At 63.3% G+C, this 20021-nt stretch carries 21 protein-coding genes; 13 read left to right on the top strand and 8 right to left on the bottom strand.

The genetic code is table 11. The features are described from left to right. Positions 1–206 precede the first annotated feature (206 nt). From groES to ACKLNI_RS05895, 8 genes are all read left to right on the top strand, one after another. Positions 207–494 (top strand): co-chaperone GroES, encoded by a 288-nt coding sequence (gene groES / locus ACKLNI_RS05930; protein WP_413718130.1) that lies wholly within the window; start codon positions 207–209, stop codon positions 492–494. Between the two features lie 53 nt (positions 495–547). Continuing rightward, positions 548–2188 (top strand): chaperonin GroEL, encoded by a 1641-nt coding sequence (groL, locus tag ACKLNI_RS05925; RefSeq protein WP_413718129.1) that lies wholly within the window; start codon positions 548–550, stop codon positions 2186–2188. A gap of 168 nt (positions 2189–2356) precedes the next feature. Beyond that, a complete protein-coding gene (locus ACKLNI_RS05920) occupies positions 2357–2653 on the top strand; it encodes a hypothetical protein (protein WP_413718128.1) in 297 nt (98 codons plus the stop codon). 186 nt (positions 2654–2839) lie between these two features. Beyond that, the gene (locus ACKLNI_RS05915; protein WP_413718127.1) at positions 2840–3862 is read left to right on the top strand and encodes an ABC transporter substrate-binding protein; all 1023 of its coding nucleotides are present in this window, start codon (positions 2840–2842) and stop codon (positions 3860–3862) included. A gap of 21 nt (positions 3863–3883) precedes the next feature. Next, positions 3884–5338, top strand: coding sequence for a sugar ABC transporter ATP-binding protein (locus ACKLNI_RS05910; RefSeq protein WP_413718126.1), 1455 nt, complete (start codon positions 3884–3886; stop codon positions 5336–5338). Then, on the top strand, positions 5335–6273 hold the full coding sequence (locus tag ACKLNI_RS05905; protein WP_413718125.1) for an ABC transporter permease: 939 nt from the start codon (positions 5335–5337) through the stop codon (positions 6271–6273). Before ACKLNI_RS05910 ends, ACKLNI_RS05905 begins: the two co-directional genes overlap by 4 nt. Beyond that, positions 6270–7217: an ABC transporter permease gene (locus ACKLNI_RS05900; RefSeq protein ID WP_413718124.1), complete on the top strand. Its 948-nt coding sequence runs from the start codon at positions 6270–6272 to the stop codon at positions 7215–7217. Before ACKLNI_RS05905 ends, ACKLNI_RS05900 begins: the two co-directional genes overlap by 4 nt. 432 nt (positions 7218–7649) lie before the next feature. Next, entirely contained in the window at positions 7650–8210 is a 561-nt protein-coding gene (locus tag ACKLNI_RS05895; RefSeq protein WP_413718123.1) for a hypothetical protein, read from the top strand. A gap of 256 nt (positions 8211–8466) precedes the next feature. Here the strand turns inward: ACKLNI_RS05895 and ACKLNI_RS05890 are convergent, their stop codons facing one another. The 3 genes from ACKLNI_RS05890 to ACKLNI_RS05880 form a co-directional block, all read right to left on the bottom strand. Beyond that, entirely contained in the window at positions 8467–8820 is a 354-nt protein-coding gene (locus ACKLNI_RS05890; protein WP_413718122.1) for a RidA family protein, read from the bottom strand. Between the two features lie 87 nt (positions 8821–8907). Next, positions 8908–9135 carry a DUF1150 family protein gene (locus ACKLNI_RS05885; protein ID WP_413718121.1) on the bottom strand — a complete coding sequence of 76 codons (228 nt, stop codon included), beginning with the start codon at positions 9133–9135 and terminating at the stop codon, positions 8908–8910. 10 nt (positions 9136–9145) lie between these two features. Continuing rightward, positions 9146–9559: an Hsp20 family protein gene (locus ACKLNI_RS05880; RefSeq protein ID WP_413718120.1), complete on the bottom strand. Its 414-nt coding sequence runs from the start codon at positions 9557–9559 to the stop codon at positions 9146–9148. Positions 9560–9719: 160 nt separating this feature from the next. Here ACKLNI_RS05880 and ACKLNI_RS05875 point away from each other — a divergent pair, with 160 nt between their 5' ends. Genes ACKLNI_RS05875 through ACKLNI_RS05860 form a run of 4 tightly spaced genes read left to right on the top strand, consistent with a single transcriptional unit; the run spans position 9720 to position 12032 of the window. After that, positions 9720–9944 carry a YdcH family protein gene (locus tag ACKLNI_RS05875; RefSeq protein WP_413718119.1) on the top strand — a complete coding sequence of 75 codons (225 nt, stop codon included), beginning with the start codon at positions 9720–9722 and terminating at the stop codon, positions 9942–9944. Between the two features lie 57 nt (positions 9945–10001). Then, on the top strand, positions 10002–10487 hold the full coding sequence (purE, locus tag ACKLNI_RS05870) for a 5-(carboxyamino)imidazole ribonucleotide mutase (protein ID WP_413718118.1): 486 nt from the start codon (positions 10002–10004) through the stop codon (positions 10485–10487). Next, positions 10480–11577, top strand: a complete 1098-nt coding sequence (locus ACKLNI_RS05865; protein ID WP_413718117.1) for a 5-(carboxyamino)imidazole ribonucleotide synthase — start codon at positions 10480–10482, stop codon at positions 11575–11577. Before purE ends, ACKLNI_RS05865 begins: the two co-directional genes overlap by 8 nt. A gap of 5 nt (positions 11578–11582) precedes the next feature. Beyond that, on the top strand, positions 11583–12032 hold the full coding sequence (locus ACKLNI_RS05860; RefSeq protein ID WP_413718116.1) for an NUDIX domain-containing protein: 450 nt from the start codon (positions 11583–11585) through the stop codon (positions 12030–12032). Here ACKLNI_RS05860 and ACKLNI_RS05855 read toward each other — a convergent pair. Beyond that, entirely contained in the window at positions 12002–12859 is an 858-nt protein-coding gene (locus tag ACKLNI_RS05855) for a DMT family transporter (protein ID WP_413718115.1), read from the bottom strand. The genes ACKLNI_RS05860 and ACKLNI_RS05855 overlap by 31 nt on opposite strands. A gap of 144 nt (positions 12860–13003) precedes the next feature. On the opposite strand from ACKLNI_RS05855, the gene ACKLNI_RS05850 reads away from it, so the two are divergent. Then, positions 13004–13747 carry a pyridoxine 5'-phosphate synthase gene (locus ACKLNI_RS05850; RefSeq protein WP_413718173.1) on the top strand — a complete coding sequence of 248 codons (744 nt, stop codon included), beginning with the start codon at positions 13004–13006 and terminating at the stop codon, positions 13745–13747. Between the two features lie 272 nt (positions 13748–14019). Here ACKLNI_RS05850 and ACKLNI_RS05845 read toward each other — a convergent pair whose 3' ends face one another. The 4 genes from ACKLNI_RS05845 to ACKLNI_RS05830 all read right to left on the bottom strand — a co-directional run bounded on the left by ACKLNI_RS05845 (position 14020) and on the right by ACKLNI_RS05830 (position 19773). Beyond that, entirely contained in the window at positions 14020–15309 is a 1290-nt protein-coding gene (locus ACKLNI_RS05845) for an O-acetylhomoserine aminocarboxypropyltransferase/cysteine synthase family protein (protein ID WP_413718114.1), read from the bottom strand. Between the two features lie 79 nt (positions 15310–15388). After that, positions 15389–16390, bottom strand: coding sequence for a hypothetical protein (locus ACKLNI_RS05840; RefSeq protein WP_413718113.1), 1002 nt, complete (start codon positions 16388–16390; stop codon positions 15389–15391). Positions 16391–16470: 80 nt separating this feature from the next. Then, positions 16471–18552 carry a glycosyltransferase gene (locus ACKLNI_RS05835; protein WP_413718112.1) on the bottom strand — a complete coding sequence of 694 codons (2082 nt, stop codon included), beginning with the start codon at positions 18550–18552 and terminating at the stop codon, positions 16471–16473. 6 nt (positions 18553–18558) lie between these two features. Then, on the bottom strand, positions 18559–19773 hold the full coding sequence (locus ACKLNI_RS05830; protein ID WP_413718111.1) for an HlyD family secretion protein: 1215 nt from the start codon (positions 19771–19773) through the stop codon (positions 18559–18561). Between the last annotated feature and the right edge of the window lie 248 nt (positions 19774–20021).

Genomic DNA, 20021 nt, shown 5'->3' with positions numbered 1-20021 from the left:
CTTGGGTCCCTATGTAAGGTCATATTTGTCAGAAGAAAGGCCGTGTTGCGACCGTTAATGGCCTGCGCGCCGGACCATCGCCCGCTGGCGATTTTTTTGCTCCGATCGGAGTTGACAGCTTGGAGAGCATTCCTTATCTGCGGCCCGTTAGCACTCACCCAAGGCGAGTGCTAAAGGGAGAAACTTGAACCTAAGGAGCGTTCGAAATGGCATTTACTCCGCTGCATGACCGCGTGCTGGTCCGCCGCGTCGAGTCCGAGGAAAAGACCAAGGGTGGTCTGATCATCCCCGACAACGCAAAAGAAAAGCCCGCGGAAGGCGAAGTCGTCGCAGTCGGCGCAGGTGCGAAGGACGATGACGGTGATCGCATCGCCATGGACGTCAAGGCTGGCGACCGCATCCTGTTCGGCAAGTGGTCCGGCACCGAGATCACGCTGGACGGCCAGGAACTGCTGATCATGAAGGAAAGCGACATCCTGGGCATCATCGCCTGATCGTCATCTTCTGATCATCCAATCAAATTCAACGACAACTAGGAGCAATCATCATGGCTGCTAAGGACGTCAAGTTCAACACAGACGCTCGCAACCGCATGCTCAAGGGTGTGAACACCCTCGCAGACGCGGTCAAGGTGACCCTGGGCCCGAAAGGCCGCAACGTGGTCATCGAGAAATCCTTCGGCGCGCCGCGCATCACCAAGGACGGTGTGTCGGTCGCGAAGGAAATCGAACTGGAAGACAAGTTCGAAAACATGGGTGCGCAGATGGTCAAGGAAGTGGCCAGCCGCACCAACGACGAGGCCGGCGACGGCACGACGACCGCGACGGTTCTGGCTCAGGCCATCGTCAAGGAAGGCATGAAGTCGGTTGCTGCCGGCATGAACCCGATGGACCTCAAGCGCGGCATCGACAGCGCCGTGTCCAAGGTCGTCGAGGCCATCAAGGCTGCCGCCCGTGACGTGCAGGACAGCGACGAAGTCGCTCAGGTCGGCACCATCTCGGCCAACGGCGAAGCCGAAATCGGCCGCCAGATCGCCGACGCCATGCAGAAAGTCGGCAACGACGGCGTCATCACTGTCGAAGAGAACAAGGGTCTCGAGACCGAAACCGAAGTCGTCGAAGGCATGCAGTTCGACCGTGGTTACCTGTCGCCCTATTTCGTCACCAACCCCGACAAGATGGTTGCCGAGCTGGAAGACGCGATGATCCTTCTCCACGAGAAGAAGCTGTCGTCGCTCCAGCCGATGGTTCCGCTGCTCGAGGCTGTCATCCAGTCGCAGAAGCCGCTTCTGATCATCGCCGAGGATGTCGAGGGCGAGGCCCTGGCCACGCTCGTCGTCAACAAGCTGCGCGGCGGCCTCAAGATCGCTGCCGTCAAGGCTCCGGGCTTCGGCGACCGCCGCAAGGCCATGCTGCAGGATATCGCGATCCTGACCGGCGGCCAGGTGATCTCGGAAGATCTGGGCATGAAGCTGGAAAGCGTCACGGTGGACATGCTTGGCAGCGCCAAGAAAGTCTCGATCACCAAGGACGAGACCACCATCGTCGACGGCGCTGGCGAAAAGGCCGAAATCTCTGCCCGCGTTTCGCAGATCCGTCAGCAGATCGAGGAAACCTCCTCGGACTACGACCGCGAGAAGCTGCAGGAGCGTGTTGCCAAGCTGGCCGGCGGCGTTGCCGTCATCCGCGTCGGCGGCATGACCGAAGTCGAAGTGAAAGAGCGCAAGGACCGCGTCGATGACGCGCTGAACGCGACCCGTGCGGCCGTTCAGGAAGGCATCGTCGTCGGTGGCGGCGTGGCTCTGGTTCAGGCCGGCAAGAAGCTTGACGGTCTCAAGGGCGCCAACAGCGACCAGGATGCGGGTATCGCCATCGTGCGCAAGGCGCTCGAAGCTCCGCTGCGTCAGATCGCCGAGAACGCAGGCGTCGACGGCGCCGTCGTTGCTGGCAAGGTCCGCGAATCGAACGACCTGTCGTTCGGCTTCAACGCCCAGACCGAAGAGTATGGCGACCTGTTCAAGTTCGGTGTCATCGACCCGGCCAAGGTTGTCCGTACCGCTCTGGAAGATGCAGCCTCGATCGCCGGTCTTCTGATCACGACCGAAGCCATGGTTGCCGACAAGCCCGCCAAGGAAGGCGCGGCCGGTGGCGGCATGCCCGACATGGGCGGCATGGGCGGCATGATGTAAGCCTGACTGCCAGTCAAAATATAAAAGGGCGCCCCCGGGGCGCCCTTTTTTTGTTTTCGTCGGAGAGGGCCTTGCCACACGATTGACAAGGGTCAATGCGCCGCGCTCCCATTGCCCTAAACTTTCAAACATTGTTCTGAAGATGCGGTTCCCAGCTTGGAGGCTGGCATGTCTTTACGAGATTTGGCGGCCATGTTTGCGGTCGCACTCATAACTCTTACCGGGATCGCCTCCGGCCAGGAGAGTGGCGCGCAAGTGGATCAGCCCTCGGCGGAGCGCCTGATTGAAGCGCGGTGCAGCTTTTGCCATGGCTCCCGGGTCCTCAGCACTCTCAGCCAAAGGAAACTGTCAGAGGAAGGCCAGGAAGCTCTGGACCTGTTTCTGACAAGCCACCATGCCCCGGATGCCGAAGCGAGAGAGACCATCGTCCGCTTTCTTGCGTCGAAAGCCGAGCTTTCGAACTGACGGATCGGCCATGTCCCGCACGACCGGCGTCCTTCGTGAGGCGCCAGCGGAAATGCTGGGCCCTGAAAGAATGTCTCCATGGTGTTGACTGAAATCAAATCTTGAATGTTTCACCCTGTAGTAGACTGACCATCAGTTCAGCCGGAGCGAAAATCGGCTGATCGCTGCTGGTTTGGGAGGAAAACCATGAAATCGATAGCTAAGGTGGCGTTGCATATGACAACGGCCACAGCGTTGTTGCTTGGTCATACTGCGATGGCCGACACCGCGGACAAACGTATTGCTCTTTCAAACAACTACGCGGGAAACTCGTGGCGGCAGGCCATGCTGCGCAGCTGGGAAAAAGTTACGGGCGAGGCCGTTTCCAGTGGCGTCGTGGCTGCAGCGGACGCCTTTACCACCGCCGAAAACCAGGTGACGGAGCAGGCTGCGCAAATTCAGAACCTGATTCTTCAAGGCTATGACGCCATCGTCATCAACGCCGCGTCACCCGAAGGCCTGAACGGTGCGGTCAAGGAAGCCTGCGATGCGGGCGTGACGGTCGTAAGCTTCGACGGCATCGTGACCGAGCCCTGCGCCTGGCGGATCGCCGTCGACTTCAAGCAGATGGGCAAGGACGAGGTGCTCTACCTCGCCGAAAAGCTGCCAGATGGCGGCAAGCTGCTTGAAATTCGGGGGCTCGCGGGCGTGTTCGTCGATGACGAAATCAGCGCCGGCATCCATGAAGGCGTGGCCGAAACCGGCAAGTTCGAGATCGTCGGATCGGTTCACGGCAACTGGGCCCAGGACGTGGCGCAAAAGGCCGTCGCAGGCATCCTGCCCTCGCTGCCCGATGACATCGTCGGCGTCGTGACGCAGGGTGGCGACGGCTATGGCGCGGCGCAGGCCATCAAGGCGTCTGGCCGTGACATGCCGGTCATCGTGATGGGCAACCGCCACGACGAACTGACCTGGTGGAAAGAGCAGAAGGATGCCAACGGCTACGAAACCATGTCGGTTTCGATCGCTCCGGGTGTCTCGACGCTGGCCTTCTGGGTGGCACAGCAGATCCTCGACGGTGCGGAAGTGCCGAAAGACCTGACCGTGCCCTTCCTGCGCATCGATCAGGACAATCTCGAGGAGAACCTCGCGAACACCGAAGTGGGAGGCGTGGCCAACGTCGAGTACTCGCTTGAAGACGCTCAGGGCGTGATCAAGGGCGCGATGTAATCCGCGCGCGGGATTCATTCCATGAGCGAGACGGCACCGATCGTCCTCCTGGACGGCGTCGAAAAGAGTTTCGGCGCCGTCCGTGCCCTCACCGGGGTCACGCTGGAACTTCGTGCCGGCGAATGTCTCGGCCTTGTTGGCCATAACGGCGCGGGCAAATCGACGCTGATGAACGTGCTTTCGGGCAACCTTGCGCCGGACAAGGGCCGGATCGAGGTTGCCGGAACCGACATCACAGGGCGGCTGACCCCGCAGAACGCGGCCGCCCATGGCGTGCGCTGTGTCTACCAGGAACTTTCGCTCTGCCCGAACCTGACGGTGGCGGAAAACGCGCGGATCTCGCATCCATCCATCGCCGGCGTCGGCTGGCGCGGAGCGGCGCGGCGGTTGATCCGCGAAAAGCTGGACGAGGTTTTTCCCGGCCACGGAATTTCGACCGAAGACATCGTGGGGGATCTCTCCATCGCCCGTCGCCAGATGGTGGAGATCGCACGCGCCTTCGCAGTGACAACCAACGAGGCGAAGGTCGTCATACTGGACGAACCGACTTCGTCGCTGGACGCCGTTGCGGCGAAGAAACTGCTCGATCATGTTCGCCGCTATGTTGCGACAGGGGGCACCTGTGTCCTGATTTCCCACCTCCTCGGAGAAATCCTGAGCACGGCCGACCGTATCGCGGTGATGCGCGATGGCGGCGTGGTGGCGCTGGACCGCGCTTCGGCCTTCGACCGCAATTCACTGGTCAAGGCGATGGGCAGCGTTGCCGAGGCCGTGAAGGACCGCTCGGCAGAGGTGGCTGCGATCCGGGATACCGCGCCGCTTGTCGTGCAGGCGATGCCGAAGGTGGCGGAAACTCTGGCGCTCGCGGCGCATAGGGGCGAGGTCGTCGGGCTGGCGGGGCTGAGCGGTCAGGGACAGACGGAACTGCTTGTGCAGATCTTCGATCATGTGCCCGGCGCCACGGTTGCCGGGGAAGTCGCCCTTGTCGCGGGCGACCGCCAGACGGATGGGGTCTTTCCGCTCTGGTCGATCGCCGAGAACATTTCCATCGGTTCGCTCCGCCAGTTCCTGAAGGGCATGTTCCTTGATCATGACGCCGCGCGCGGCTTTGCCGACAAATGGCGCGAACGGATCGGTATACGAACGCCCGACGTCGACAATCCCATCCTGTCGCTCTCGGGCGGCAACCAGCAGAAGGCGCTGTTCGCCCGTGCGTTGGGATCGGCCGCAAGGATCATCGTGATGGATGACCCGATGCGCGGTGTCGACATCGGAACCAAACAGGAGGTCTACGGCATGATCCGGGAAGAGGCCGCGAAGGGCCGCACCTTCCTCTGGTACACGACCGAAATGGACGAATTGCGCAACTGCGACCACGTCTATGTTTTCCGTGAAGGCGCGATCGTCGCCGACCTGCCGCGCCGCGACATGACGGAGGAACGAGTGCTGCACGCCTCGTTCAGGGCCGACGCATGAACGGGCCCCTTTCTCCGCGCCTGATGAGAGGCTTGCTGCCACCGCTTTCGCTGGCCGTCCTGCTGATCGCGATCTTCTGGCTGCAGCCGCGAACCATGAGCTATTTCGGCCTGAACCTGCTCCTGAACCTCGCCATCCCGATCGCACTGGCGACCATCGCGCAGATGTTCATTCTCTGCGTGAACGAGCTTGATCTCTCCATCGGTGGCTTCGTCAGCCTTGTCGCCTGCATCACGGCCACCTGGCTGCATGACACGCCGCTCCTCGGCATTGCCGCGCTGGCCGGGCTGATCCTCTGCTATGCCGCGCTGGGCGCGCTCATCCACCTCCGAAACCTGCCCTCCATCGTCGTCACGCTGGGCATGTCCTTCGTCTGGCTGGGTCTGGCCGTCCTTGTCCTGCCGACGCCGGGCGGCAAGGCGCCAGAGTACATCCGTACGCTGATGACGCTGAAACCGGCCTATATTCCGTTCCCGATCATCGCCTCTGTGGTGATCGCACTGGTCGTGCATGTCGGGCTGATGCGCTCGGCCTGGGGCACGGTGATGCGCGGCGCGGGCGGAAACCCGCGTTCGCTCGAGCGCGCGGGCTGGTCGCTTCTCAAGATCAAGATGAGCATGTTCGCGCTGGCGGGGTTCTTCGGCGTTCTGTCCGGCATGGCGCTGGTGGGTCTGACCACCTCGGCCGACGCCAATATCGCGCTCCGCTACACGCTCCTGTCCATCGCGGGCGTGATCCTGGGCGGGGGCGAGTTCGTCGGCGGCCGCGTCTCGCCCATAGGCGCGGTGATCGGTGCGGTCACTCTTGCGCTTGCGGGCTCGTTCCTGTCGTTCCTCCGGCTCAACCCGGACTGGCAGATCGGCGCGCAGGGGGCGATCCTGATCATCGTCCTGGCGCTGCGCGTTCTCATCAGCAGAGCGGAGGCGCGGAAATGACCTCTGTTGCAACACTCATCCGGCAACCCTGGCTCTGGGCCTGGGTCGGCGCGCTGGCCGTCTGGCTGGCAACTGCAGCCTTCACCGGCGGCAAGGGCTCTGGCGAAGTTCTCTCCGCGGCCATGACCTTCGGCGCTTTCTTCGTGATTGTGGCGCTGGGCCAGATGTTCGTCATCACGCTTGGCCCGGGAAATGTCGACCTTTCAATCCCGGCTTGCATGACTCTAGCCGGGACAGTCGCGATGAAGACGATGGACGGGGCAGCGGCGATGATCCCCGTCGGTCTTCTCCTCGCGCTCGTGATCGGGGCGTTTGTCGGCGCGATGAATTACGCGCTGATCCGGCTTTTGCGGATTCCGCCCATCATCGCGACGCTCTCGTCCAGCTTCATCTTCCAGTCTGCCGCGATCTGGTGGAATCGCGGCCTGCGTGTAAAACCGCCCGAGGCGCTGGGCGACTTTACCACCGCCAAGATCGCGGGCGTCCCCGTCATCGCGCTCTTCGTGATCGTCCTCGCGATCCTCGGACATGTCCTTCTGACCCGGACGATCTACGGCCGGGGCGTCGTGGCAATCGGCCAGAACATGCGCGCCGCCCATCTCGCCGGCGTGAAGGTCGAGCGCATCCGCGCGGCGACCTACATCATGTGCGCTACGCTCGCCGGCCTTTGCGGCTATCTGCTGGCGGCCTTCTCAGGCGGCGCGGCGCTGAACATGGGCGAGGAGTATCTGCTCAGCTCCATCGCCGTCGTCGTGATCGGCGGCACCTCGGTCGCGGGCGGCTTCGCCAACGTGCCGGGGCTTTGGGGCGCTTCGCTGTTCCTGTTCCTCTTGGTCACGATGCTGAACACTTTTGGCGCCGGGGCCGGCGTCCGGCTGGTGCTGACCGGTCTCATCATCATCGGCGTGATCGTCGCCGCCAGCGGCGGCAAGGCCCGAACCTAGGAGAGAGCCCGGTCGCCTGCCGGGATTGATCAGAACGCCGGCGTCGGCAGGGGCGGCATGATTTAGTGCGCGTAGCGTTCGCCCAGGCGAACGCTACGGGGGTGGCAAGTGTTTCCGAATGAAGTACCGAGAGCCACACCGTCCGACAAAAGCGACAGGGCGCTGCAAGGCGCCCTTTCTGCGTTTCAGGACCTGTTCAGCGGTAAGGAGAGCGTCGAAAAAATCGTTACCGCCGAGGTCGGAAGCGTGTGAGTTTCGGCATATCCCGCGGTGGGTAGAAGGGCCGGAAGGAGTCCAAACTAGACCTGCCTCAACCGCCGATTGACCTTGGTCAACCAGGGCTACGAGTTGACATGAATCAATCCCGACGGAACCTGATCGTGAGAGTCTTCACTCACAACCAATTACAATTGGGGGGCGGACGTGCGGCGATTGATCCAACTGGTACTGACGGTTGTCTTGCTTGCATCCTGTGTAACAGTAGAAGAACCAGACGATTACTCGGATCGTGCATTAGTCTTCGCCTGGATTCACGTGGGTGAAAACGAAGCAGACCGCCTGATTTCTGCTTCCATCCGAAAGTTTGAACCTTCATCCGGAGAGAGCTTCAATCTTTACCAAGCCAAGTTTGGTGACGGTTACATTCTCTGGAACTTCGGTATTCCCGCCCAAGCGCATTATGAGTTTGAAGGCTTCCAAGTCCTTCCCTGTCCGATTGTCGTGCTCATGTGTTACGATGAAATCCTTACCTACTACTTCAGTGTTGTGGGGGAAGCAGATGGTCAGACGGCGGTGCCCCGGCCCGGCGTATACAATATGGGGTCGTTTGCGTTAGATCCTTCTGATCGGCCGGGGATCTTCGAACTTTCCAGCGAGTTCAAAATGCAGCGCGTTGCCGGGCCTTCGAAGGCGTCCATGCTTGAATTTCTTTTGAGTAAGGTTCCCAAGGGTCATCCGGAGCTTGCCGCCAGAATTCGTGCGGCGATGGGATAAGGTTGATCGCCACACACTCCTTCACGACGGCAGCGAATTGCTGCTTGGAATGTATCGATCTCTGTGTACGGGCACACGCTTCAAGACGCTGTCGCTTGTGCTGCTCCTTTTGCAGCACGATGTGGATTCCGTCGATCTCGTCCAGATCATGTTGTTCAGGCGCACGAATGGCCGAAAGTCCGGTTGGTCCGCCCATCGGACATAATCCCTCTGCCGAGACCTGTACGTCAGAAACGGTCTATTCCGACCTCAGGCGTCACCCGGCCTTCGCAGCCGTCACGACGATCTCCACCAGGTGCCCGCCGGCGAGCGTCACGCAGACGCAGGCGCGCTGCGGCCAGTTCTCTTCCGGTCCGATCCAGTCGCACCAGACGTCGTCCATCTCCTGCTTGGCCGCCATGTCGGTGATGTAGACCGTTGCCTGGAGAAGCCCGGACTTGTCCGCACCGGCCAGGGCAAGCACGCGGTCCAGTTCCGCAAGCGCGTTCCGTGTCTGTGCGGCAAGCCCCTCGGCCTCGACCGGATCGACAGCGACGGCATAGACCAGACCGGCACGTGACACGGCGGCAGAGCGGCCAGTTCGGCCTTCGGGGAATCGGCGGATGGACATGGTTGCAACTCCGGGCTTTTCGGGAAGCGTCGCGAAGTCACCAGAGAGAGTCAACTTGGCTGGCGGGGTAGTCCCCGCCAGTCATCGTCAATGCACGTTCACCGGGGCAAAGTCGTTCTGCCGCGCCAGGATGAACGCCAGTTTCCGGTCCGCGACCAGGGCCAGGCGTTCGCCCGCGGCACTGTGGACCGCATAGACGTGGTCCCGTCCTTCGGCCTGGGTACGCACATCTTCAGGCAGTTCCGCCACATCCACGGGGCGGATATAGACGATCCGATCCTGATCGGCGTCATGCAAATCAAACGGTGTATTCATCGTTAACCCCTCACTTGGCTTTCTCGATACGGATCGTCCTGACGACGGTTTCGGGCACCGCTCGTTTCAGTTCGACATGCAACAGACCATTCGTCAGCGCGGCTCCTGCAACTTCGACGCCTTCGGCCAGAAGGAAAGTCCGCTGGAACTGACGCGCCGCGATGCCGCGATGCAGGAAAACGCGGTCGTCGGCGTCGTCGGCCTGCTTGCCGCGCACGACAAGCTGGCGGTCCTCGACGGTGATCGACAGGTCTTCGTCCGCGAACCCGGCCACGGCCAGAGTGATCCGGAACGCATTGTCACCAAGCTGTTCGATGTTGTAGGGCGGATAGCCGTTCTCGGCTTTCGCGGTCCGCTCCACCAGCCGTTCCAGCTGATCGAAGCCAAGAAGGAAGGGATGTGTCCCCAGGGTCAGTTTGCTCATGTCTCGTCCTCGATCCAAGCGACGAATGTCCGGGTCCCGTATGGCAACCCGCTTGAGCGAAATATGGGGGTGCTCATAAGGCTTCGCAAGTGTGAAAGGCCTTTATAAAGAGGGATGTTATCGCTATTTTAAAACCATCCCTTGATAACCGGATGCCAGGATGAGCCACACGCCGCCGCGCAAAATGATGACGGAGGAAGTTCTTCGCGTCGAAATCGCGACCCTGAAGCGCGAACATCGCGACCTTGACGATGCCATCCGGGCACTTGAAGAGCGCGGAACCGCGGATCAGTTGACGGTCCGGCGCCTCAAGAAGAAGAAACTGCACCTGAAGGACCAGATTCAGGCCCTTGAGGACAGACTCTTTCCCGACATCATCGCCTGAGCGATTGCGGCCCGGGCGGGGTGCGGCTAGTGTCGCGCCGTCCTGAAAGGAAGGTATATGTCGGTAGATGTAGGCATCATCATGGGCAGCCAGTCGGACTGGCCCACTCTGAAACCCGCAGCCGAGATCCTGGGCGAACTCGGCGTCACGCACGAGGTCAAGATCGTCTCGGCCCACCGCACGCCCGACCGGCTTTGGACCTACGGCAAGACCGCGGTCGAGCGGGGCCTGAAGGTGATCATCGCCGGGGCAGGGGGCGCGGCCCATCTTCCAGGCATGATGGCCTCGAAAACCCGTGTTCCCGTGATCGGCGTGCCGGTCGAAACGCGTGCGTTGAAAGGTGTCGACAGCCTCTACTCCATCCTTCAGATGCCGCGCGGTTTCCCCGTGGCGACCATGGCGATCGGTTCGGCCGGTGCGATGAACGCGGGCCTGATGGCGGCGCAGATACTCGCAATTCACGACACCGAGCTTGCAAAACGCGTCGATGACTGGCGCGCGGCCCTCTCGGCCTCCATCCCCGAGGAACCCTCCGATGAGTGACACCCTCGTTCCCGGCCAAACCATCGGCATCCTTGGCGGCGGTCAGCTGGGCCGGATGCTGGCCATGGCCGCGGCGCGTCTCGGGTTTCACGTGCATATCTACGAGCCTGGCGCCAACCCGCCCGCCGGAGAAGTGGCGCAGACCACCACGACTGCGTCCTACGAGGACGTTGAAGCACTGCGCGCCTTCGCGCAATCGGTGGACGTGGTGACCTATGAATTCGAGAATGTGCCCGCAGCCGCGCTGGACCTGATCGAGGCCGAGGTCCCGATCCGCCCCAACCGTCAGGCATTGGCGGTCAGCCAGGACCGGTTGACGGAAAAGACCTTCCTGAACGAGATCGGCCTTGGCACCGCGCCCTTCGCGCCGGTCTCGCCGGGAGGCTCCGCTTCCGCCGAACTGTCGCAAGGGATGGCCCGCGTCGGAACGCCCTGCATTCTGAAGACGCGCCGTCTTGGCTATGACGGCAAAGGGCAGGCCCGGATCGACGGCCCGCACGACGCCACCGCTGCGCTGGCCGCCATGAAAGGGGCCGACGCCATCCTCGAAGGCTTCGTCGATTTCGACCGCGAGATCAGCGTCATCGCCGCGCGCGGTCTGGATGGCACCATCGCCTGTTTCGAGCCGGGCGAGAACGTCCACAAGGACGGTATCCTGCACACCACGCGCGTACCCGCCGAGATAGACGAAGATACCCGCGAAAGCGCCTTCGGCGCTGCCGGCACGATCCTTGCCGCCCTTGACTACGTCGGTGTTCTGGGTGTCGAACTGTTCCACACGCCCGACGGCCTCCTGGTCAACGAGATCGCGCCGCGCGTCCACAATTCCGGCCACTGGACCGAGGCGGGCGCGGTCATCAGCCAGTTCGAACAGCACATCCGCGCCGTGGCGGGCTGGCCGCTTGTCGATCCGGTGCGTCATTCCGATGTCGAGATGACCAACCTGATTGGCGACGACCTGGACGAGGTGCCTGCGATCGCGGCTGAAACCGGCGCGCTCCTGCATCTCTACGGCAAGGCCGAGGCGCGACCGGGCCGCAAGATGGGCCATGTCACGCGGGTACTGGCGCCCGCCACCGACCGCGGATGACGACGATGCGCGCGCGCCCCCGGTTGGCGGTGCGAGGCATCGTGATGCACGACAACCGGCTGCTTCTGGTCAATGCCTGGCCCGGCGGGAAAAGCGATCTGATGTGCGCGCCGGGAGGCGGCGTCGAGCCGCACCAGTCACTTCCGGACAACCTGGCCCGCGAAATCCACGAGGAAACGGGACTGACCGTCGAGGTGGGGCCGGCCGTTCTGGTCAACGAATTCCACGATCCCGACGGCGCTTTCCACCAGGTCGATATCTATTTTCGCTGCACCATCCTTGCCGGGAACCCCTTCGGCGACTGGACCGATCCCGAAGGCGTCGTCACCGAGCGCCGCTGGGTCACGCGGGACGAGATGGCCACCCTCCGGATCAAGCCGGACAGCCTTGCCGCCGTCGTCTGGGATCATACGGGCACCGCGGCCTATGATCCGCTCGAGCCGATCCTGCGCTGAGACCCAAGCACCCCGAAGGCCACGCCTCCCAGCACAACCGCGCTGGCCACCACAAGCCGGACGGTCGGCAATTCCGCCAACAAGAGCGCGCCACCGGCCAGCGCGATCACAGGCACGGTCAGCTGAACCAGCGCGGCGACCGAGGCGTCGATCCTGGGGAGCAGAGAATACCACATCGCATAGCCCAGCCCCGAAGTGATCGCGCCCGAAATCACGGCCAGGACCGCGCCCCTCGTCCCGATGTCATCCGGCAGGATCAACCAGGCCAGAAGCACGAAGGGCGCGGCCAGCAGAAAATTCGCGGCTGTTTCACTCAAGGGGTCGCCGGCTCCGCGGCCGGCCAGCGAATAGACACCCCATCCGGCTGCGGCGAGAGCCATCATCAGCGCAGCGCCCATATCGGGTGCAGTGGTCCCCGCAGGCCAGAGCAGCCAGATCAGGCCGCCAAAGGCCACGGCCGCACCAATCCAGCGCGCCGGGTGAGGCCGCTCGCCGCCCATCAGCGCCCCGGCGAACATCGTCACCTGCACGCCACCGAAGAGGATCAGCGCGCCGACACCGGCGTCGAGGGCGACATAGGCGAAGGAAAAGCCCAGCATGTACACCAGAAGCGCGCCCGTCCCGACCCAGCGTCCTGGTCGGAAGAGGCGGGGCAGGCCATGCCGCAGGGCGCAGAGCGCGACAAGGCACAGCGCGCCTGACAGGGTCCGGACGGCGGCGAAAGCGGCAGGACCGGTCACACCGTCCGTCAGCGCCGCGCGGTTCAGGATCGAGTTGGAGGCAAAGGCCACCATCGTCAGAACGGCGATGGCAAGCAGCCGGGTCAAGCCCGTCCGCCCGCGTTTGGTGCCTTCAGCGCCAGGCAAATCCTCTCCGGCCCGTCTCCTGTGCAACCCGTCATTCATACCCCCATGGACTCGCGCCGACACTCTCCCTACGGTGCCGCCAGATCAGCGAACCAGGGCAAGACAATGGCGGAACACCTCAGACTTGGCGTCAACATCGACCATGTCGCCACCGTGCGCAATGCACGCGGTGGCGATTATCCGGATCCCCTCCGTGCCGCCCGCGTGGCGGAAGAGGCCGGGGCCGATGGTATCACCGCGCATTTGCGCGAAGACCGACGTCACATCTCTGACCGCGACATCGAGGGGCTGATGGAATTGCTGTCGGTTCCGCTCAACTTTGAGATGGCCGCGACCGAAGAAATGCAGGCGATCGCGCTCCGTCACAGGCCTCACGCCGTTTGCATCGTGCCCGAGAAGCGGGAAGAGCGGACGACGGAAGGCGGTCTGGAGGTCGCACAGGACGAGAACCGCCTTGCCCATTTCATAGCGCCCCTGCGAGATGCCGGCTGCCGCGTCTCGATTTTCATCGCCGCCGACCGCCGCCAGATCGAGGCCGCCAACCGCATCGGGGCGCAGGTGATCGAACTGCATACCGGCGCCTATTGCGACGCCCATGCGGAAGGCCGTTTCGCCGAACGCGACGCCGAACTCGAGAGGCTGCGCGAGATGTCTGCCTTTGCCCACTCACTGGGTCTCGAGGTGCATGCCGGCCATGGCCTGACCTACGACACCGTTGCCCCGGTTGCCGCGTTTCCCGAGGTGCGGGAACTGAATATCGGCCATTTCCTTATCGGCGAGGCAATCTTCCGGGGACTGAAGCCGGCGATCGCCGAGATGCGGCGGATCATGAACGAAGCGCGCGCCTGATCCGGTTTCGCCGCCCTTCCGGGCGCCGACCGGCCGGGGGCGCTGCCCCCGGACCCCCGGCATATTTTTACCAAGAAGAAAGACAGTTGTTTCAAAACGGGCGGGCGGTACAGGCGGGCACGCCGATGACCGCCCAAGGAGAAGGACAGGATCCTTCAGACGGCGGCGGTGCCTTTTATGGGCAGGCCGCCGTTCTTCTTCTTGGCTCAAATATGTTGGGGGGAGCCGACCGGAGGGAGGCGGGGGGCAAAGCCCCCCACCCCGGTTCGTGCTTATGCCAGCGCCTTCGTCAGCGCCTGATCCAGGTCAGCGATGATATCGTCCGCATCTTCGATCCCGATGGACACGCGCACCACGTTGTCGGCCGCACCCGCCGCCGCGCGCTGTTCGTCGCTGAGCTGCCGGTGGGTTGTCGAGGCCGAGTGGATGATCAGAGAGCGCGTGTCTCCGAGGTTGGCGACATGGCTGAACAATTCGACCGAGTCGATCAGCTTGACGCAATTGTCGAAACCGCCCTTGACCGCGAAGGTGAACAGCGCACCGGCCCCGTTCGGGCAGATGCGCGGCACGCGATCCGCATAGGGCGATGAGGCAAGACCCGCGTAGGTCACGCTCTCGATCCGGGGATCGTTCTCCAGCCAGTTGGCGACCTTCATCGCGTTGTCCACGTGCTTGCGCATCCTGAGCGAGAGCGTCTCGATCCCCATCAGCGTGTAATGCGCGCCCTGCGGGTTCATCGTCATGCCCAGGTCGCGCAGACCCACCGCGATCGAGTGGAAGGTAAAGGCCATCGGCCCCAGCGCCTCGTAGAAGTTCAGCCCGTGATATGCCGGCTCGGGCGCGGCCAGCGACGGGAACTTGCCGGATGCACCCCAGTCGAACTTGCCGGAATCGACGATCGCGCCCCCCGTGACCGTTCCGTTGCCGGTCAGGTACTTGGTGGTCGAGTGCACGACCAGAGTGGCGCCATGCTTGATCGGATTGCAGAGATAGGGCGACGCGCTGGTGTTATCGACGATCAGCGGCAGCCCCACCTCGTCGGCCAGCTTTCCTATAGCGTCCAGGTCGGTGATATAGCCGCCCGGGTTAGCGATCGACTCGCAGAAGATCGCGCGGGTGTTCTCGTCGACCGCGGCCTTCACTGCATCCAGGTCGTCGAAATCGACCAGCTTGGCCGACCAGCCGAAACGTTTGATCGTCTGGGTCAGCTGGGTGTAGGTGCCGCCATACAGCCGGGTCGAGGCAACCACGTTGCAGCCCGGCATCATCAGTGGGAACAGAGCCATGATCTGCGCGGCATGTCCCGACGAACAGCAGATACCGCCGACGCCGCCTTCGAGATGGGTGATCCGCTCTGCCAGCGCCGCGACCGTCGGGTTGGTCAGGCGGGAATAGATGAAGCCGACTTCCTGAAGATTGAAAAGACGCGCGGCATGGGCTGCATCCTTGAACACGAATGCGGTGGATTGATAAATCGGTACCTGGCGTGCGCCGGTTGCCGGGTCCGGGGCGGCGCCGGCATGAATTTGAAGCGTGTCAAAGCCTTGTTGACGATCAGACATTTTGTTTGGGTCTCCCTGAAGGTGCGCGCGCGAGACTAGTCGGCGATCGACTGCTCTGCAACGGTAACCGGCGCCTGCCTCACCGCATCCACAGACCAGCGCGCCGGATCCGGTTCCGAATGACCTTCTCGCTGGCGGGCAGCTGCGCGCGGTCGAACATCGCCCGGACCTTCGCGCCGCGGTTCTGATAGATCATGCGCAGGAACGGCTCATGGGCTTTCAGGACCTTCTTGATCCAGTTCGGCCGCGTGACGTCGCTCAGGTAGTCCAGTTCCGCGTCCGAGGCGCGCACGTAGAAAAGCGGCATCGCGCGCCAATGGCGCGAGACGGTGCTGTCGAGCCCGGCCAATTCCGGTCCGGGCCGGCCTCCGCCAAGGCTTGCGATCGCCACGGGAAGCGCGGCCTGATCCAGCCACGGGTCCAGCGACTGGCTGGCCAGTTCGGGCATCGTGCCGTCCCGCAGCCCGGTCATGATCCGGATCATGCGGTCTGCGAAGACGCGGGGGCATCGATAGAAGAACCAGCCCGCATTGAAATACAGGTAGCGTTCCCAGTGTTCGTCCGGTTGCGTCAGGTCCAGTGTCGGCTCGAATGGTACGTCGAAGCGGTCGTAGATGGATTTCCAGATTCCGGAGTATCCGGGTCCGTACAGCGGCGGTTCGGGCCACGTGGCTTCGCGGGCCATCGAGGCCGAAGGGCGCGCGAAGTCGAAGGCGACATTATCGATCGGTCCGAGGATCAGGGTGTCGGTGTCGAAGAACACGAAAGGGCGATCGGCCGGCAGCATGGCAAGCGCCTCGATCTTGTTGCCCTGCGGGTAGGCGGCGCCGAAATGCACGTTGTCGAAAGGTACGATTTCGGCGCCCAGCCGATCCGTGAGCAGGTCCCGGGCGTCGGCATCCGCGATCCTCGGGTCAAACGGCCAGAGCGGGCCCGGCTGAGGTTCGGCGATCAGCAAACGTCCCTTGAACCCGGGCGCCGAGCGCCGGAGCGACGCCGCGAACAGCACGGCCTCGTAAGTCAGCCGTCCTGCCTGAGCGACGACGACGATATCGAAATCCTTTTCTGTCGTCGCGCGCATTGGCATGACGCCCCGTCTGCTGTTCGCCGTCGGTTATAGGCGCGTGGCGTCAGCGCAGAAAGACCGCTTGCGAGGGAATATCACGCCGTCAGGCGCGGATCGTCGGCATAGCGCAGGTCGCCGGTTCTCTCGAGCAGCCATTCAGGCGGCAGGATGTCTTTCCGGTCCGGCGCCGCCGCGGGGCCGGTTTGTCTGGGTTGCGCTTCGAAGACCCGTTTCAACATCATCAGGCCCGAGATGGCCGCGGCCGGCGCCGGTTGCGCCCCGGGCAGGTTGGTGAAAAGTTTCTGGATCAGGGCGTCCCGCCGCGGCCCGGAGGGCAGGTGGGTTTCGACGCCGATGGCGCTTTGCCCGTCGATTGTCGTCCGGCGGCGGATGCGGGCGGGAACGATGCCGACCCCCCCTAGTTCGATGCCGACCCAACTGTCGGTCGCAAGGCTCTCGGGGTTCCCGTCCGGCGTCACCAGCATCCCGCTGAGCGACATGTTCAGAACCCCGCCCGCCAGCGCCCCGGTCTCCGTCACGATGCGGCAGGGCTCGTCGAGCGCAAACCGCTCTTCCGCGCGGAAGGTGGGACGGGGGACGGCCATGGTCATTACGATCAGCAGGATGAGCATGTTGAAGATCGACCAGAAGGCGACCACGGGAAGCAACTCGCCCGCGCCAACGATCCGGTGGGCGAAATTGGCATTCAGGAACAAGCCCGTGCCGGTGGCAAGGATCAGGCCAAGGGCGACGAGAATCGTGAAGCGATCCTCACGCGACAGCCCGGCATCGCTGCCCTTCGGCGTCACCTTGAAGCCGTGACCATGGGGCTTGACCAGGGTGATCAGAACCAGCGGCATCAGGCGGAACGACTGCAAAATGCCCTCCACGGTCGATGCGATCGGCGCGAAGTCGCGAGGGGCAAGGAACCGGATATAGCCAAAGGCGGCGGCAATGGCGGTCAACTGATAGCGCAGCACGTCCTCGAACGAGGCCTGCACCAGGGGCGGGGCGCCGGTCAGCAGGAAAATGGCGGGGGTGGCCATGACCAGGGGCTGGCACAACGACTGCGACAGCCAGTGGCTGGGATTGAAGAGCAGGCGCTGTATCGGTGTCAGGCCCGGCCCAAAGGGGCCACGTTTCGTGTAAAGCAGTTGGATACCGCCCTGCGCCCAGCGGCCGCGCTGGACGAAATAGGCGTCCAGCGTCTCGGGTGCCAGACCCACAGCCAGGCGTTCGCTGAGGTACCGGGTGATATAGCCCTTCCGCAGCATGGCCAGCGTCAGGAGCATGTCTTCGGTGATGGATTCCGTCGGCATAGCGCCACCGATCGCCTCCAGAGCCTCGCGGCGAATGATCCCGTTCGATCCGCAGCAGAAGGCGCAGTTCCACCCGTCGCGTCCGGGCTGGATCGAGTCGAAGAAGAACCTCTGTTCGTCCGGCAGGGTGGCGCGCATGTCCATGTTGGTCTGCAGCGGAGTGTCGTTGAAAAAGTAATGCGGCATCTGGACGATGCCGATCCTCGGGTCGTCGAAGAACCCGATGGCGCGCATCAGCATCTTGCGCTGGGGAACGAAGTCGGCGTCCAGGACCAGGATGAACGGCGCATGTGTCCGCCGGAAGGCCGCGTTCAAGTTGCCTGCCTTGGCATGGCTGTTGTCGGCGCGGGTCATGTGGCCAATGCCGCGCTCCCGGCAATAGGCCGCCAGCCACGGGCGCCGGCCGTCATCCAGAACATGGATACGCAGGCGATCCTTCGGCCAGTCAAGCGCCAGCGCTCCAGCGATCGTTTTCTCCAGAACGTCCAGCGGTTCGTTGTACGTGGCGATCATTACGTCGACGGCAGGCAGATCGCGCGGGGCCGTCGCACGCAACCGCGCCTCATGAGCGTTTGCCTCAGCGCCGCGATCGGAACGTCGCAACAGGATCAGCGACAATTGAAGCGTCTCGTACCAAAGCCATATTTCACCAAGGAACACTGACCAGACGAAGAACGTTCCAAAGCTCAATCCGCTTGCCGGAAGGACGGTCTCGGTCAGCCGCCACCAGAGGTAATGCGCCAAAAGCGCGCCGAACCCGGTGGTGACAAGCACGGTTCGGAAAGGTGCGTCGGCCGTCCAGGACGGCACGATCAGCATCGCGACCAGCACCAGCAGAAGGGGAGTGGCCGCCTCCACGCCCGATCACTCCGACAGCCTTGCCACAAGGGCCCGACCCCTTGGCAAAAAGCCGGTCAGGCGGTCGAAAACCGGCCCAACTCGCTGGTGCCGTACCCTGACTTCGGCAGTGCGTCCGACATCGCAGAAGGCTGTGGCGACCGCAGGATCGCTGATGTCCGCAGGGTCCATGCGAAGAAACACCTTCACGCCTCCGGTCTCATAGGGTTCAAGCACGGCGGCATCGACGGCGGATTGCGCCGCGCCGCGGCCGGCGGCATGACGCGAGACGACGGTGGCTTCGAACGCGTGCTCGGCCCCGCGCAGGCGAACCGAGGCGCGGGTGCCGGGCGGCAGGTTCTCGAACGTGCGCTCATCGAAGATCACCTCCATGAAGCGCCGCTCGCAGTCGAGAATCTGGAACAGGTCCGATCCCAGCGTGACGCTGGCGCCCGCCTGGCGCGATGCGGTCCAGATCACGCCGTCCGTCGAGGCTGCAGGCCGGAACCGGCCCAGCCCTTCAAGTTCCACCTGGATCGAACGCAGCCCTGCCGCAGCGCCGTCGCGCCGCGCTTCGGTGGCAATGCGGCGCGTCCGGATATCCGCGAGCGCCATTTCCATGTCGTCGAGACGGTCATGGGCAAAGTCGCGCCGGCCGGTCCCTGCGGGCGAGGGCAGCCCAGCCTCGATGGACTCGATCTCGACCTTCAGGGCAGCGATCCGAGCGTCATCGGATGCAAGTTCGGCCTCGGCCTCCGCGCGCCGGAAGCCCGCTTCCTCGAACTCGGCCTTCGGAACCCGGCCCCGGTCCGACAGATCCTGCAGACGCAGATACTCGGCATTCGCGCGGTCCCACGCGATTTCGTGCAATCGCCTGTCCGCGCGGGCCTGCTCCAGCTTGCGCGTCAGAAAGACGATCTCGCTCTCCGTCTCCAGCGCAATACGCGCCATCAGTCCGGCCACAACCTTCTCAGCCGCATGTTCTTCCTGCAGCAAGGCCTTCGCTTCGGCCTCCAGCGCGCCCGCCTCCGCCCGCAGGCGGGAAAGTTCCGTGCGGCTGGTCTGGGTGGCCAGCAGATCGAACAGCACTTCGTCGCGAGACACCGGAGCGGCAAGTCCGGGGGACGGAGATACGATGACGCCGTTGACCGGCGCCCGAACGGTCAGAACCGGCGCGTTTACAACGGCAAAGGTCGAAACATAGCCGGTGGCCCGTGGCCAGAGAAGCGAGAACACGGCCATGCAGACGAAGACCCCGCGAGAATTCTGATGGTTCGACTGCCAAGCATACCCCGAGTTTCCAAGTTACCATGAGTTGGTTAAACCCGGCGGGTTGACGGTTTCCCAAGACACGCATCTCGGGCCCGTCTTTTTACACCGCATTCTAGTCAAACTGCGTTTTATCGGCTCTTCGGTCCCGCCGATGGCCTCAGTATACCATCGTCCACGGCTAAATATCGGATTCTGCGACAATTTTTTTGTTTGAACGC

The organism is Silicimonas lutimaris (assembly GCF_047314965.1).
In the GTDB taxonomy this organism is placed as follows: Bacteria; Pseudomonadota; Alphaproteobacteria; order Rhodobacterales; family Rhodobacteraceae; genus JAVJUV01.
The sequence above is the reverse complement of the archived record's forward strand: the minus strand, read 5'-3'. Positions and strand labels throughout refer to the sequence as shown.

What these genes read in the sequence shown, in the direction of transcription:
- ACKLNI_RS05845 (WP_413718114.1), bottom strand. Translation starts at nt 15,309, where the DNA reads ATGTCTGATCGTCAACAAGGCTTTGACACGCTTCAAATTCATGCCGGC.
- ACKLNI_RS05890 (WP_413718122.1), bottom strand. Translation starts at nt 8,820, where the DNA reads ATGTCCATCCGCCGATTCCCCGAAGGCCGAACTGGCCGCTCTGCCGCC.
- ACKLNI_RS05885 (WP_413718121.1), bottom strand. Translation starts at nt 9,135, where the DNA reads ATGAATACACCGTTTGATTTGCATGACGCCGATCAGGATCGGATCGTC.
- ACKLNI_RS05830 (WP_413718111.1), bottom strand. Translation starts at nt 19,773, where the DNA reads ATGGCCGTGTTCTCGCTTCTCTGGCCACGGGCCACCGGCTATGTTTCG.
- ACKLNI_RS05910 (WP_413718126.1), top strand. Translation starts at nt 3,884, where the DNA reads ATGAGCGAGACGGCACCGATCGTCCTCCTGGACGGCGTCGAAAAGAGT.
- ACKLNI_RS05860 (WP_413718116.1), top strand. Translation starts at nt 11,583, where the DNA reads ATGCGCGCGCGCCCCCGGTTGGCGGTGCGAGGCATCGTGATGCACGAC.
- groL (WP_413718129.1), top strand. Translation starts at nt 548, where the DNA reads ATGGCTGCTAAGGACGTCAAGTTCAACACAGACGCTCGCAACCGCATG.
- ACKLNI_RS05900 (WP_413718124.1), top strand. Translation starts at nt 6,270, where the DNA reads ATGACCTCTGTTGCAACACTCATCCGGCAACCCTGGCTCTGGGCCTGG.
- ACKLNI_RS05875 (WP_413718119.1), top strand. Translation starts at nt 9,720, where the DNA reads ATGAGCCACACGCCGCCGCGCAAAATGATGACGGAGGAAGTTCTTCGC.
- purE (WP_413718118.1), top strand. Translation starts at nt 10,002, where the DNA reads ATGTCGGTAGATGTAGGCATCATCATGGGCAGCCAGTCGGACTGGCCC.
- ACKLNI_RS05920 (WP_413718128.1), top strand. Translation starts at nt 2,357, where the DNA reads ATGTCTTTACGAGATTTGGCGGCCATGTTTGCGGTCGCACTCATAACT.
- groES (WP_413718130.1), top strand. Translation starts at nt 207, where the DNA reads ATGGCATTTACTCCGCTGCATGACCGCGTGCTGGTCCGCCGCGTCGAG.
- ACKLNI_RS05880 (WP_413718120.1), bottom strand. Translation starts at nt 9,559, where the DNA reads ATGAGCAAACTGACCCTGGGGACACATCCCTTCCTTCTTGGCTTCGAT.
- ACKLNI_RS05905 (WP_413718125.1), top strand. Translation starts at nt 5,335, where the DNA reads ATGAACGGGCCCCTTTCTCCGCGCCTGATGAGAGGCTTGCTGCCACCG.
- ACKLNI_RS05915 (WP_413718127.1), top strand. Translation starts at nt 2,840, where the DNA reads ATGAAATCGATAGCTAAGGTGGCGTTGCATATGACAACGGCCACAGCG.
- ACKLNI_RS05840 (WP_413718113.1), bottom strand. Translation starts at nt 16,390, where the DNA reads ATGCGCGCGACGACAGAAAAGGATTTCGATATCGTCGTCGTCGCTCAG.
- ACKLNI_RS05865 (WP_413718117.1), top strand. Translation starts at nt 10,480, where the DNA reads ATGAGTGACACCCTCGTTCCCGGCCAAACCATCGGCATCCTTGGCGGC.
- ACKLNI_RS05850 (WP_413718173.1), top strand. Translation starts at nt 13,004, where the DNA reads ATGGCGGAACACCTCAGACTTGGCGTCAACATCGACCATGTCGCCACC.